The sequence below is a fragment of the Methylobacterium phyllostachyos genome, assembly GCF_900103445.1.
Lineage (GTDB): Bacteria > Pseudomonadota > Alphaproteobacteria > Rhizobiales > Beijerinckiaceae > Methylobacterium > Methylobacterium phyllostachyos.
The window spans coordinates 63,790-76,831 of the sequence record NZ_FNHS01000019.1; the positions used below are offsets into that span (position 1 = coordinate 63,790).

Here is a 13,042-nt window from a genome sequence, read left to right on the forward strand (position 1 = left end):
GGGAGATCGCCCGCCCGGTCCGGGCGATGCGGCGCCATCATGCCGGAGCCCACCGGGCCAAGTCACGGAGTCTCGGGATTCTTGCTGAATAAGCGGCTTCGCGTCGGCCGAGACGTGCCGACTGTCAGTCTTGTCCACATGTTCAGGCTGAAACACGGGTTGATACGCCATGGAAAGTCGTTGGAAAGGCCGTGTCGTTCACACTGGGCTGGCCGGTGTGGTCCGGATGCTCAATGCCAAGCTTGGCGTCGCTCCGCCGGCCGGCGTTCGGTTATTTACTATTAATCACTCGAATATTTGACGCCCTGTGGGCGGGATCAATAAAGTGCTGACCACTGGATTAAGGAGTTCCGCCTTGAACATCGCTCAAGATATCCGCGAGATCCTGGGCTCGAACGAAGCCTTCGCCGGGAAGGTCGATCAGCTCTCGGACGACGACAGCCTGTTCGATATGGGCCTCGATTCGTTCGGCTCGGTGCAACTGATGCTGGCCCTGGAGGAGCGCTTCAACGTCGAGTTCCCCGACGAACTCCTGAACCGCAAATCGTTCGCGTCGATCCGCGCGATCCGCGACGCCGTGTCCACCCTGGTCCGGCCGGAAGCCGCATGAGCACGCTCGCCGCGCGTGCAGAGCGGGCGGCGGCGGTGGCGGCACGCCACGCCGATGCCGTCGACCGCGAGGGCCGCTTTCCCGCCGAAGCGGTCGCCGCCCTGAAGGACGAGCGCCTTCTGGGCCTTCAGATCCCGGGACAGTTCGGCGGCGAAGGCGCCGGGCTGGTTCAGATCGCCGAGGTCTGCAGCACGCTCGGCCACGCCTGCAGCGCGGCCGCGATGGTCTTCGCCATGCACCACATCAAGGTGGCGAGCCTCGTGACCCACGGGCTCGACAGCGCGTGGCACTGCCGGCTGATGGAGCGCATCGCCCGCGAGCAGCTGCTCGTCGCCTCCTCGACCACCGAGGCGGGCATCGGCGGCGACCTGCGCAACTCCCTCTGCGCGGTCGAGACCCAGGGCGAGACCTTCTCGCTCGGCAAGGACGCCTCGGTGATCTCCTATGGAGCGCAGGCCGACCTGATCCTCGCCACCGCCCGCCGCCACCCGGAGGCCGCGACCTCCGATCAGGTGCTGGTCGCGCTCATGGTCGATCAGATCTCGCTCGCCCGCACCAGTCAGTGGGACACGCTCGGCATGCGCGGCACCTGCAGCGACGGCTTCCGGCTGGAAGCCAGCGGCATTCCGGTCGAGCAGATCCTGCCAAAGCCCTTCGCCGAGATCGCCGCCGTGTCGATGCTTGCCTCCTCGCACCTGCTCTGGAGCAGCGTGTGGTACGGGATCGCCACCTACGCGGTCGATCGCGCCCGGGCCTTCGTGCAGGCCGAGGCGCGCCGCGCCTCCGGCAAGGTGCCGCCGACGGCGCTCCGTCTCGCCGAGGTCGTGAATGCCCATCAGGCCATGCGTGGCACCGTCGTGGCGGCTTTGCGCCGATACGAGGACGCGCATGGGGATGCCGACACGATCGGGTCGCTCGGCTTCAGCGTGATGCTCAACAACCTGAAGGTCACCGTCTCCGACATGGCGGTCGACATCGTGCGCCGCGCCCTCTCGATCGTGGGCCTCTCCGGCTACAAGAACGACACGCCCTACAGCCTCGGCCGACCGCTGCGCGACGTCCTCTCGGCGCCGCTGATGATCGGCAACGACCGCATCCTCGCCAACACCGCCAAGCTCCTGCTCGTGCAGAAGGGCAGCGGCCAGCTCATGAGCGCGTGATGGACTCGATCTCCTCTCCCCAGGCCGAGATGCTCCTCGACGAGGAGCCGCAGGGCGGCCCGACCTTCCTCGACCGGCTGTTCGACCACGGCCTGCTGATCCGCACCGGAGTCGACGGTCTCTACGGCCGCAGCGGCGCCTTCGAGAGCGTGGTCGAAGCCCTCGACCGGCTGATCTCCCGGCTTGGCGCCGCCGACGGCGCCGAGGTGATGCGCTTCCCGCCCGGCATGAGCCGGCCGGCCTTCGAGCGCAGCGGCTATCTCAAGGGTTTTCCGAACCTCGCCGGCACCATCCACAGCTTCTGCGGCGACGGGGCGGGACACGCCGAGATCCTGGCCTGCGTCGAGGAAGGCCGCGACTGGACCGACCAGCAGGAGGCGACCGACGTCGTCCTCACGCCCGCCGCCTGCTACCCGCTCTACCCGGTGGCCGCCGCTCGCGGGGCGCTGCCCGCCGAGGGCCGCCTGTTCGACCTGCAATCCTACTGCTTCCGGCGCGAGCCTTCGCTGGAGCCGACCCGGATGCAGCTGTTCCGGATGCGCGAATACGTGCGCATGGGCAGCCCCGAGCAGGTCCTGGCCTTCCGCGAATCCTGGCTGGAGCGCGGCACCGCCATGATGCGCGACCTCGGCCTGCCGCTCGCCATCGACGTCGCCAACGACCCGTTCTTCGGCCGCGCCGGCCGGATGCTCGCCAACAACCAGCGGGCGCAGGGCCTGAAGTTCGAGCTGAACGTGCCGGTCAACAGCGTCGAGAAGCCGACCGCCTGCCTGAGCTTCAATTACCACCAGGACCATTTCGGCAGCACCTGGGAGCTGCGCCAGGCAGACGGCAGTGTCGCCCACACGGCCTGCGTCGGCTTCGGCCTGGAGCGGATCACCCTGGCGCTCCTGAAGCACCACGGCCTCGACCTCGCCGCATGGCCCGAGGCCGTGCGCGATGCGCTTTGGGGCTGAGCCCATGACCGCCGCGTTGCGCCTGCCCGCGGGGCTCGGGATCGCGGGGCCCTACGTTCCGCACCCGCTCCATGACGGGGAGCGGGACTGGCCGGAGACCAATTGCTACGTCGATCTCTGGATCGAGCTGCTGCACGGTCGCGGCTTCGTGCCCGAGGCGATGCTGGGCTTCACGCTCCGGCAGGATTTCGAGGGCGACCAGTTCACCTTCTTCAAGCCGCCGGCCGCCGACATCGAGCGGCTCTACGGCCTGGAGGTGCTGGAACTCGCGGTCTACGCGGGCCTCGAAGCACATGCCCTGATGCAGATGGCGGCGGGCCGGCCGGTGCTGGTCGAGGTCGACGCGATCCATCTGCCCGACACGCATGGCACAACCTACGGGCGCGAGCACGGCAAGACCACGATCGGCATCCTGGCCCTCGATCCAGCGGCCGGGGAGCTCGACTACCTGCACAATGCGGGGCGCTTCCGGCTCTCGGGCGCTGACTATGCCGGAATCTTTGGCCCCTCGGTGCTGCCGCCTTACGCGGAGTTCGTGAAGACGGTCGCCGCGCCGCTGCCCGCTTCGGACCTGCCGGGCGTCGCCCTGGACCTCCTCGCCAAGCATCGCGCCCGGGCGCCGGAACGCAACCCGGTCCTGGCCTTCCGCGACGCGCTGGCTGCGACGGCCGATGGGCTCGTGGTCCAGCCGCTCAGCGTGTTCCACGCCTACGCGTTCAACACGACCCGCCAGCTCGGCGCGAATTTCGAGATGCTGGCGAGCCACCTGAACTGGCTCGATGCCAACGGGGCCGGCGCCTTCGCGCCCGCCGCCGAGGCGGCCGCCGAGCTGAGCCGGGAGGCGAAGGCGTTCCAGTTCCAGCTCGCCCGTGCGTTCCACCGCCGGAAGGCGGACGGGTTGGCCCCGCGCCTCGACAAGGCGGCGGCGACCTACGAACGGGTGTTCGCCGGCCTAGACGGCGCGCTCGGCCGCTAGGGGCATCCATGGCCCGTATCCGCAGCGTCGATGGGCAGGTGCCGCAGTCCCTGCGCGGTTCCTGGCAGCTGACCCTGACGCCGCCCGGCGCCTGTGCGGGGCCGGGCGATCTCCACGGCATCTCCGACTGGGTCCCGGCCGCGGTGCCGGGGACCGCCGCCTCAGCCCTGCGCGCAGCCGGGCGCTGGTCTGAGACGGCGCCGACGCCGATCCATGATCGCGATGTCTGGTATCAGACCCGCATCGCCGGCCCTGGACGCATCCGCCTGCGCTTCGAGGGTCTGGCGACGCTGGCCGAGATCTGGCTCGACGGTTCGCTCATCCTCACAGCCCGCTCGATGTTCGAGCCGCACGCCGTCGCGGTCGAACTCGGGGCCGAATCCGAGCTGATGCTCTGCTTCCGGTCCCTGCGCGCCGAACTCGACCGGCCGGCCAAGCGCGGACGTTGGCGGCCACGGATGATCACGCCGGGCTCCCTGCGCCATATGCGCACCAGCGCGCTCGGCTTCATGCCGGGCTGGGCCCCGGAGATCGACCTTGTCGGGCCCTACCGGCCGATCACCGTCGAGGCAGTCAGCCCCAGGATCGTGTCGGCCGACCTGCGCGCCGGTCTCGACGGGGCTGCCGGTCGCCTGACCGCCCGCCTCACGATCGACGGCCATGCCGATTCGGTCACGCTTAGGTGCGACGGGCGCGCGGTGCCGCTCATCGCGAGGGGGCCTGGTCAGTTCGCGGGCGACTTGCTGCTGCCCGGGATCGCTCCCTGGTGGCCGCACACCCACGGCGCGCCGACCCTTCACGCGGTCTCCGCCGAGATCGACGGCGCCCGCGTCGATCTCGGCCGGGTCGGCTTCCGCTCCCTGTCGCGGACGCGGCCCTTCGAGGAGGGCCTGTCGCTCGCCGTCAACGGCGTGCCGATCTTCTGCCGCGGCGCGGTCTGGATGCCCCCGGATCTCGTCGGTCTCGGGCAAGATGGAATGCGTTCGCTGCTCATGCTGGCGCGGGAGGCCGGCATGAACATGCTGCGTGTCCCAGGCACCACCCTCTATCCGGACACGGCGTTCTACGATCTCTGTGACGAACTCGGCATCCTGGTCTGGCAGGACCTGATGCTCGCCAATTTCGACTATCCGCACGACGACCTGGACTTTTCCACCGCGCTCACCCGTGAGGTCACCGCTTTCCTGGATCGGACCCAGACGGCGCCGTCGCTCTGCGTCCTGTGCGGCGGCAGCGAGGTCTGGCAGCAGGCTGCCATGCTCGGCGCGCCGCGGGCGGTCTGGGCCGACGCCTTCTGCGAGACCGCCCTGCCCGCTCTGGCCGCGGCCCAGCGCCCGGATCTCGTGGTCGTGCCGAATTCGCCCTCCGGCGGTGCCCTTCCCTTCGCGCCGCGCGGCGGCTGCACCCATTACTTCGGCGTCGGCGCCTATCGCCGCCCCCTGGACGACGCCCGCCGTGCCGAAGTCGGGTTCGCCAGCGAATGCCTCGCCTTCGCCAATCCCCCCGATCCCGGCACGCCGGGACCGTCGTCTCCAGCCCAACCGGACTGGGCGGCCGGTATCCCCCGCGACCGGGGCGCCGACTGGGACTTCGCGACAATCCGCGACCACTATGTCGGCCTCCTCTACGGCGTCGATCCCGCCGCGCTGCGCATCCGCGATCCGGAACGCTACCTCGATCTTGGCCGCGCGGCCGTGGCCGAGGTGATGGAGGCGACCTTCGCCGAATGGCGCCGGCCACGCGCACCGACCGCCGGCGGTCTCGTCCTGATGCTGCGCGACCTCGGCCCGGGTGCGGGCTGGGGCGTGATCGATTGGACGCAGCGCCCCAAATCCGCATGGTACGCCCTGAAGCGTGCCTTCCGCCCGGTCCAAATCCTCCTCAGCGACGAGGGGCTGGACGGCCTGCACATCCACATCCTCAACGAGACCGCGGAACCGCGCGACCTGACGGTGGCGCTGACCCTGGCCGATCGGGGCGGCCGCGTGGCGGCGCAGGCTGAGCGCCCCGTGGCGCTGGGGCCCCGCGCCACGCTGACGCTGACATCGGCCGACCTGCTCGGTCGCTTCTTCGACGCCACCGACAGCTACCGGTTCGGGCCGCGGGTCCACGATGTCGCGCAGGCGCGGCTCAGCGACCGGACTGGTCTCGTCATCGCGGAGAGTTTCCACTTCCCCGGGCTACGCCCGATCACCCAGGATGCCATCGGGCTGCGCGCCGACCCGGAGACGACGCCGACAGGTCCGGCCCTGCGGATTTCCACGCAAAGCCTCGCCCTCGGCGTGCAGATCCGCGCCCCTGGGGCGCGCCCGGATGACGACGGCTTCCATCTTGCGCCCGGGACGTCGCGGCTCATCACCTTCCCGGGTCACACCGGCATCCCCCGCGGGGTCGTGCGGGCCCTCAACAGCACCGATAATGCGGAGTTCGGTCATGACGGTTGACGCCCCGCCCGCGACGGCACCCTCCCCCGACCGGGCTGACCCCGCTCCGGTCTCGTTCGAAGGAGTCTTCGGCTGGTACCATCCTGCCGGCGGGCCGCGCGGCGTCGTCCTCTGCGGCGCCTATGGATTCGAGCAGATGGCGGCCTATCGCCCCTGGCGTGCACTGGCCGAGCAGATCGCCGATTCCGGATGCCCGACCCTGCGGTTCGATTATCCCGGCGAGGGTGATTCGGCCGATCTCGACGCTGTCGGCGTCGAGGCCTGCCTGGCCGCCATCCGCGGGGCCGCCCGGTTCCTGCGCGAGACGGCCGGCGTCGCGGAGGTCGTCCTCGTCGGCCTGCGCCTCGGCGGCGCCTTCGCGGCCCTGGCCGCGGAGGCCGAGCCCGTCGATCGTCTCGTCCTGCTGGCGCCGGTCGCCTCGGGACGCGCCTACCTGCGCGAGATGCGGCTGCGCGCCCAGATGATCGGGCGCCTGCCCGACGGTTCCGCCATGCCCGCCGAACCGGAGAGCCTCACGGTCGGCGGCTTCCGCATGGATGCCGCCTTCCAGGCCGAGCTGTCCGCCCTGAACCTCGCGCGGATCGCGAGGCCGCCCGCGCCCCGTGTGCTGCTCCTGGCCCCCGATCCCAGTCCCCTGGCCGCGCGCCTCCGCACCCTCGGCTGTGCGGTCGAGACCGGCCCCTTTGCAGGCCTCGCTGGCCTGGTGGGTGACCCGATCTTCGCGACGGTGCCGGAGACGGATTTCGCCCGCATCAACGCCTTCGCGGCGGAGGGGGCCGGTCCGGCGGGGCCAGCCTCGACGGCGCCGCCCCCGGCGCGACTCGCCGGCGCCGGCTGGCGCGAGGAGCCGCTCCGGCTCGCTCAGGGCCTTTTCGGCATAAGCTGCACGCCGGACAATGCGGAGCCCGGGACGCCGACAATCCTGTTCGTCTCCACCGGCATGACCGTCCGGTCGGGCTGGGGGCGGCAGACGACCGCGCTCGCGCGCAGCCTCGCAACCGAGGGCGTCGCCTCTGTCCGATTCGACGTCTGCGGCGTCGGCGATAGCGTCGCCCGGCCGGACGGGATCCAGCCGCTCTTCGCCCCGGATGGATTTGCGGACGTGATCCGGGCGGTCGATCACGTCGCCGGGGGCGGCCCGATCGTAGTCGTCGGCGGGTGCAGTGGCGCCTACGCGGCTTTCCACGCGGTTTGCCGGGACCCGCGGATCGACGGGGCGCTGCTCATCAATCTCTACTGCTTCGACTGGGATCCGGATCAGAGTATCGAGAGCGTCATCCGCCAGACCTACGGCAGCGCCGCCACCTACGCGGCGTTGCTCACGCAGGGCGCGACTTGGCGCCGGCTCATCCGCGGACAGATCCGGGTCAGCAAGATCGCCGACGTCCTGGCCCGGCGCGGGTTCGACGCGCTGCTGAGGCGTGTCCGCCGGGCGCTGCGTGCGCCTGCGCCCGGCGGGTCCGTCGCCCGGCGCGTGGCCACGCTTCGGCGGCGCGGCGCCGAGATCCGCCTGCTCTACAGCGCGGGCGATCCTGGCTTGGCCGCCCTGCGCCGTCACTTGGGCCGCACCCCGGGCCGCGCCGACCGACGTCTCGGCGCCCCCGTGACGATCGTGCCTGGGGCGGACCACAACCTCGGCTCCGTCGAGGCCCAGGCCTTTCTCGGCTCGGCTTTGCGCGAGCTTCTGCGCGCCACCCGCCGGGGCTCCGCGGCGCGGGCGGAGCGGCCGACACCGAACGGCGCCGGATGGCTTCAGACCGTGACGGGCACGGCGTGACCGCCATCACGCGCCGCTCGGCCCTGGCCCTGGCCACGGGTGTCCTGGCCGCGGGACGCGCCGGAGCCGCCACGCCCCTGTATCGGTGCGAGGACCTGATTGATGCGATCGGCGTGAACGTGCATTTCGGCCACGGCGGCACGCCCTATGTCGAGCGCTACGCCGCCTGCGTCGCCGCCCTCGACGACCTCGGCCTGCATCATCTGCGCGACGACATCGTGCTCACCGGAACGGAGCCGGCCGGCCAGTTCGCGCGGATCGCCGCGCTGTCCGCCCGCGGCTATCGCTTCAGCCTCGTCTTCTACGACGGCCTGACTCCAGGACCGCGTGTTGCGCCGGAGCGCTTCGCCGAGATCGCCCGATGGGCCGGCGGCGGACTCGTCGTCGCGGAGGGCGGCAACGAGCCGCCGATCGCCAGCCGGCCCGATTACCCGCGCCGCTCGGCCGACCATCAGGCCGCCCTGTTCCGGGCAGTGCGGGCGGATCCCCGGCAGCCTGGCGTCAAGGTCGCGGGACCGAGCTACATCCAGGGCAACGTCGCGGCCGCGCAGGATCTCGCGGGTGCGGTCGATCTCGGAAACATCCACGCCTATCCCGGCGCCGAGCATCCGGAGACCCGTGGAGGCGGCAGCCTCGCCCGCTTCGTCGCGGCGGCCCGGCCGGTTTTCGGGCCGGCGCCCGTGATCGCCACCGAGAACGGCTACCATACCGCGCTCGCCACCCGCAGCGCCCATCTGCCGATCTCCGAGGGAATGCGGGCCCGCTACCTGCCGCGCCTGCTCCTGTGGAGCTACCTTCAGGGTGTGCGGCGGACCTACCTGTACGAGCTGATCGCCAGCTTCGACCACGGCGACGGCGACCCGGAGAGCCGCTTCGGCCTCCTCGCCTACGATGGCCGGCCGACCCCGTCCTTCGCGGCCGTGCGCAACCTCATCGCGCTCTTCAAGGGCGGCGACGCCGCGGCTTCGCCCTTCACGGAGGACATCACGGTGGCAAGCACGGCGACGCCCGATCTCGTCTCCGCACGCTTCGCGCGGCGGGATGGCGCCGTGCTGGTGCCGCTCTGGCTCGGCCTCGACGGCTGGGACCGGCGCAGCCTCGCTCCCCGGCCCGATGCACCGCCGCAGCTGGTGGACATGCTCCTGTCGCGGACGCCGCGGACGGTCCGCCTGCATCGCTTCGCGGATGACGGCTCCGTGACCGTGCACGTCCTTCCCCCCGCGCCGCGCATACCCGTTCCGGTCACCGATCGGCTTGCCGTTTTGGAGGTGATCTAGCGCGCATTGGATTGAAGGCTTGGCACCCCGTCCGAAGGCGACGCGCACGGTACTCGACAGCGTTGTGCCGATGCACCGCGCGCCTGATTCGGTGACGAGGGAACCGGTGTCCCGCACATTGTTGCAACACGATCGGGCGCCGCCCTAAGTCTTTCGCACGAAGGGAACGTCTTGACCGAATGCGGTAGAGGACCGGTGATCGAGGCGCCGCATGTCGGGCGCCTCTTCCTGGGCCAAGGTCATTGTTCCTCGAGGACTGCTTGGCTGGCATCCTGGTAGGCCGTGACGGAGCGATACATGTTGGGCTTGCTCTGTGACAAACTCGTCAGCGCCACCCTGCTCGTCCTGAATCTGCTCGCCCCGGCCGAGGTCCACGTGGATACGGACCTCCCCTACGCCGCGGGAAGCGGACATCGGGCCGACGTCTATCACCCGAACGCGACGGGCCGGAGCCCGGTCCTGGTGTTCCTTTACGGCGGTGGATGGCGGACGGGTTCGAAGGCGGATGTGGCCTATGTCGGCGCCGCCTTCGCTCGGCGGGGCTTCGTAGTGGTGATCCCCGAATACCGGCATTTTCCGGCGGCGAGCCTGTCGGATATCCTCGCCGACAACGCCGCCGCGGTCGCCTGGACGATCGCCCATGCGGCCGAGTTCGGGGGCGATGCTCGCCGTGTCGTGGTGGCCGGCCATTCCTCCGGCGCCTGGGCCGCGGCCATGCTGGGGCTCGACGCGACATGGCTGAAGCAGGCTGGCTCAAGCCCGGAGAAGCTGGCTGGGGTCGTCGGCTTGGCCGGACCCTATGCAACCTCCGCGCTGACCGATCCCCAGGACAAGCAGGTCTTCCTTGGCGCCAACTCGGCGATGCAGCCGATCAACCACACGGCCGGGGCGCATCCGGCGCTGCTGCTGCTGACCGGCGCGGCGGACGAGGACGTGCGGCCGACCGGAACGGTCGCCCTCGCGGACCGGTTGCCGCCCGGCGCCGGCCCTCAGGCCATGCACATCTATGCGGGGCTCGGCCACGGACAGATCGTCCGGTCGTTGAGCTTCCCTTTCAGTCTTCAAGCTCCGATTGCGGACGACATTGCACGTTTCGCGATGGACGCCCATGCTGGATCGTAGTGCGCCCTGAAGCCCGGCGCGCTTTCTCGGCACCTGGCCGCGCCCTGCCCCTATCGGGATTCCCTGCGCCTGTGCTTTCGCGGCGGCAGCCACCGGCCAGCGACTCAAATACTGTGCGGATGTCCCCACGAGGCGCCTCCATGCTCGTCTCCGCGCTCACCCTTCGCCGCTGCCTGCTGCTCGGGCTCATGCTCGTCAGTCTCGTCAAGCTCGCTGACGGCATCGCGCGATACGAGTTGCGGCGAGCCACCGGGGCGATCACGTACGCCGCCGATGCTGGTTCGGAAGCGTCCGCCGATTAGCGGCATGCCGTCTTTGGCGGACCCGGCATCCGTGCCGGCGACGTGCGCTCACGCGAGTCGTGCCGAACTGTGCGGGCTGCGCGTTTCGCGACAACGACGCATGCCCGCAACTCGCCGAGATCTCGGAGAACGATTCAGGGCAAGCTGACGCTCGGGCTCTCGGGCGGCTGAACCTCGGACGCTCGGAAGGCCAGCGCGCCCAGCCGCTTGCCTTGGGCCATCCCAGATCGCGAGGCTCGACAGCTATGGCCGGCGCCAAGCTGGTCGATCGACGGTAACGTGCAAAGCATGGTCGGAGTGGCCGGACTTGAATTGACGACCCTCTGCCCCCCGGTTTGGCCGCGACAACTGAGAAATCACGACGATTTTGCCAACGGCCGGATTTAAGACTCATTGAATTTGCAACGCTTCTCAACCCTTCTGCAAACCGCTTGCATTCTTGGGGACTGAATTGAGCGTGTTTCCGATGCAGCGATATTTACTTGTAGGTGGTAAGCCCGCAGGGGCGTTGATGGGCGCTGAACCACGAATGCTGTGGTGTAAGAAGGTGCGCTGAAGGGCGCTTCCGACCCAACCCAGTCGCGACGGGCATCATCGCCGATGCTCGGTCGCGGACCTTCTCAAGTGATGCACTGAGGGATGGGGTGCGCAACGCTTCAAGTCGCGCCACGATGGGCCGCCGTGGCACCAGCAGGCTGCACGCCGAGGATTATGGGAAGCGGTCGATCTACCTGATCTGAGCGATCAGAACAGAGCTACCAGCGCGACGCCTGCGGTCATCAGGACAGCGCCGAGAATCCGCCAGAGGCTGGCTGGATGCACGGGAAAGCCGACCCAACCGTAGTGGTCCAGCAGGATCGAGACGGCGACGCCTACGGTCACGATGATGCCGAGGAAGGACGCCGCGCCGATCGCGGGCGAGGCGTAGAGCTGCGCGAGGATCAGCAGCACGCTGAGGAACCCGCCGAGCCACGCCCACCAGGGCACTGCGGCCAGCTGTTGCCCACTTGGCACCTCAAGCTTGCCAATGGCGAGGCCGCCTATCAGCAGCGCCGCGGTGCTGACGAGAAGGGTGATCAAGCCGGCCGTGATCGGCAGACCGAGCGACTTGGATAGGGTCGCGTTCTGACCGGGCTGGATCGCGTTGGCGATGCCGGCGAGGATGGTGAGACCGTAGAGGAACAGCATACTCTGCCAGCACGCTGACGAGCGGCTAAGATCCTCCGTCAGCCTGGATACCTTTGACGCGCCCACCTCGACGCGAGGTAGCCGGATGATCGTACCCCTCGCCACTGACGCAGCACATTCAGCGCCTTAAGCACCGAATGGTCGAGGTCGGGTTGGTCACTGGAGCGTATACAAACCGTCAGCCGAACCGACACCGCGTTCCCAGGCCTCAGGCCTGCTCGTCGCAGTCGGTGACAGGGCTGCCATCATGGCTGATCTCGCGTGCCAGCATCACCTTCGTGCCGAGCGCCGTGATGCAGGTCACCGTAGCCCCGAGACCTGCGTCGTCGATCAGCTGGGTTCCGATGCCCCAGCCGTTCTCCCGCCAATCAACTCTCCGCACCTCGAACCGGGGATTGCGGGCGACGACCTGGATGCGCTGAGGATCGTTGTAGCGAGCGGCCGAGCGCCTCCGTCACTACCGCAACAGCGGAACCGTAGACGAGATGGGCGATCAAGCCTCGAACGCGGGTGAAGATCGGATAGTGATGATTGGGGGCGCTCAGACCGAGGGTGGGCACGAGGTACTCATCCAGAATGAGGGACATGGCCGTCCCGCAGGTCAGTGCGGCGGTGAAGGGTCGCAACCCGGCGTACCGTCTCAATAGACCGTAGATCGGTCCCCAGCCCATACCGGTGGCGATGTGGATCGCTTTGCCCGATATTTCGTGCCGGCGCGGCGTAGGGTCGACGTTCATTGCGTCACAGAGCTTCTGTGCGGCGACCAAAGACGACGATGCGCCGGGGCGCACGCGCTTCTCGTGCCGATCAACGCTGTCCGGGGTCGTCCACCGCAACGGACGCTGTGCGAGGTTTGTCACCAGTGTCGCCATCAGCCCGGCCATCAGTCCGACCGTGACATCGACCCAGACGGGGTGGCTCGGCGGCGGCTTCATCATACGAGCCATATCGACAACCCCAGAACGATGCCGACGCCACCGACCACAACACAATAGCCGGAAACGACCCAGGCGTTCGCCCCGGGGGTTCGCCGCGCCCTCTGCACGCGCGCGGGTGCCGATCCAGTCTTGCGTGCCAGGGCGATGCGTTCGTGAGAGGGAGAGTGCCCGGCGGCTTCATCGTCCGTCCCGAGTTGAGAGAGCCCCGGATCGTAGGCCTTCACCTTGTCACCCGTCGCGCCGCTATCGATGTCCGCCTTCAGCATCGCGGAGGTCGGCCGATCTGAGGCAG

13 protein-coding genes are annotated in these 13,042 nt (G+C 69.4%); 9 read left to right on the forward strand and 4 right to left on the reverse strand.

The genetic code is table 11. The features are described 5' to 3' along the window. Nucleotides 1-355 precede the first annotated feature (355 nt). From BLQ49_RS24745 to BLQ49_RS29875, 9 genes are all read left to right on the forward strand, one after another. Nucleotides 356-610, forward strand: a complete 255-nt coding sequence (locus BLQ49_RS24745) for an acyl carrier protein (protein ID WP_091721113.1) — start codon at nucleotides 356-358, stop codon at nucleotides 608-610. After that, nucleotides 607-1,770 carry an acyl-CoA dehydrogenase family protein gene (locus BLQ49_RS24750; protein WP_091721116.1) on the forward strand — a complete coding sequence of 388 codons (1,164 nt, stop codon included), beginning with the start codon at nucleotides 607-609 and terminating at the stop codon, nucleotides 1,768-1,770. The genes BLQ49_RS24745 and BLQ49_RS24750 overlap by 4 nt, the downstream gene beginning before the upstream one ends. A gap of 29 nt (nucleotides 1,771-1,799) precedes the next feature. Further along, on the forward strand, nucleotides 1,800-2,726 hold the full coding sequence (locus BLQ49_RS24755) for an amino acid--[acyl-carrier-protein] ligase (RefSeq protein ID WP_091721200.1): 927 nt from the start codon (nucleotides 1,800-1,802) through the stop codon (nucleotides 2,724-2,726). Nucleotides 2,727-2,730: 4 nt separating this feature from the next. Continuing rightward, on the forward strand, nucleotides 2,731-3,702 hold the full coding sequence (locus BLQ49_RS24760; protein WP_091721119.1) for a DUF1839 family protein: 972 nt from the start codon (nucleotides 2,731-2,733) through the stop codon (nucleotides 3,700-3,702). A gap of 8 nt (nucleotides 3,703-3,710) precedes the next feature. Further along, entirely contained in the window at nucleotides 3,711-6,146 is a 2,436-nt protein-coding gene (locus tag BLQ49_RS24765) for a glycoside hydrolase family 2 protein (RefSeq protein ID WP_091721122.1), read from the forward strand. Continuing rightward, nucleotides 6,136-7,923 (forward strand): alpha/beta hydrolase family protein, encoded by a 1,788-nt coding sequence (locus tag BLQ49_RS24770; RefSeq protein WP_091721125.1) that lies wholly within the window; start codon nucleotides 6,136-6,138, stop codon nucleotides 7,921-7,923. The genes BLQ49_RS24765 and BLQ49_RS24770 overlap by 11 nt, the downstream gene beginning before the upstream one ends. Continuing rightward, a complete protein-coding gene (locus BLQ49_RS24775; protein ID WP_244507753.1) occupies nucleotides 7,893-9,200 on the forward strand; it encodes a hypothetical protein in 1,308 nt (435 codons plus the stop codon). The genes BLQ49_RS24770 and BLQ49_RS24775 overlap by 31 nt, the downstream gene beginning before the upstream one ends. A gap of 297 nt (nucleotides 9,201-9,497) precedes the next feature. Next, on the forward strand, nucleotides 9,498-10,322 hold the full coding sequence (locus tag BLQ49_RS24780) for an alpha/beta hydrolase (RefSeq protein WP_091721128.1): 825 nt from the start codon (nucleotides 9,498-9,500) through the stop codon (nucleotides 10,320-10,322). 140 nt (nucleotides 10,323-10,462) lie between these two features. Next, nucleotides 10,463-10,624 (forward strand): hypothetical protein, encoded by a 162-nt coding sequence (locus BLQ49_RS29875; RefSeq protein ID WP_167627778.1) that lies wholly within the window; start codon nucleotides 10,463-10,465, stop codon nucleotides 10,622-10,624. A gap of 744 nt (nucleotides 10,625-11,368) precedes the next feature. On the opposite strand, the gene BLQ49_RS24785 is transcribed toward BLQ49_RS29875, so the two are convergent. From BLQ49_RS24785 to BLQ49_RS24795, 4 genes are all read right to left on the reverse strand, one after another. Beyond that, nucleotides 11,369-11,812, reverse strand: coding sequence for a DMT family transporter (locus tag BLQ49_RS24785; RefSeq protein WP_091721130.1), 444 nt, complete (start codon nucleotides 11,810-11,812; stop codon nucleotides 11,369-11,371). 208 nt (nucleotides 11,813-12,020) lie between these two features. Next, the gene (locus tag BLQ49_RS29880) at nucleotides 12,021-12,194 is read right to left on the reverse strand and encodes a DUF7241 domain-containing protein (RefSeq protein ID WP_167627779.1); all 174 of its coding nucleotides are present in this window, start codon (nucleotides 12,192-12,194) and stop codon (nucleotides 12,021-12,023) included. Continuing rightward, complete coding sequence (locus BLQ49_RS24790; protein WP_244507754.1) at nucleotides 12,181-12,750, reverse strand: hypothetical protein; 570 nt, start codon at nucleotides 12,748-12,750, stop codon at nucleotides 12,181-12,183. Before BLQ49_RS24790 ends, BLQ49_RS29880 begins: the two co-directional genes overlap by 14 nt. Further along, nucleotides 12,747-13,016: a hypothetical protein gene (locus tag BLQ49_RS24795; RefSeq protein ID WP_425284032.1), complete on the reverse strand. Its 270-nt coding sequence runs from the start codon at nucleotides 13,014-13,016 to the stop codon at nucleotides 12,747-12,749. Before BLQ49_RS24795 ends, BLQ49_RS24790 begins: the two co-directional genes overlap by 4 nt. Nucleotides 13,017-13,042 lie beyond the last annotated feature (26 nt).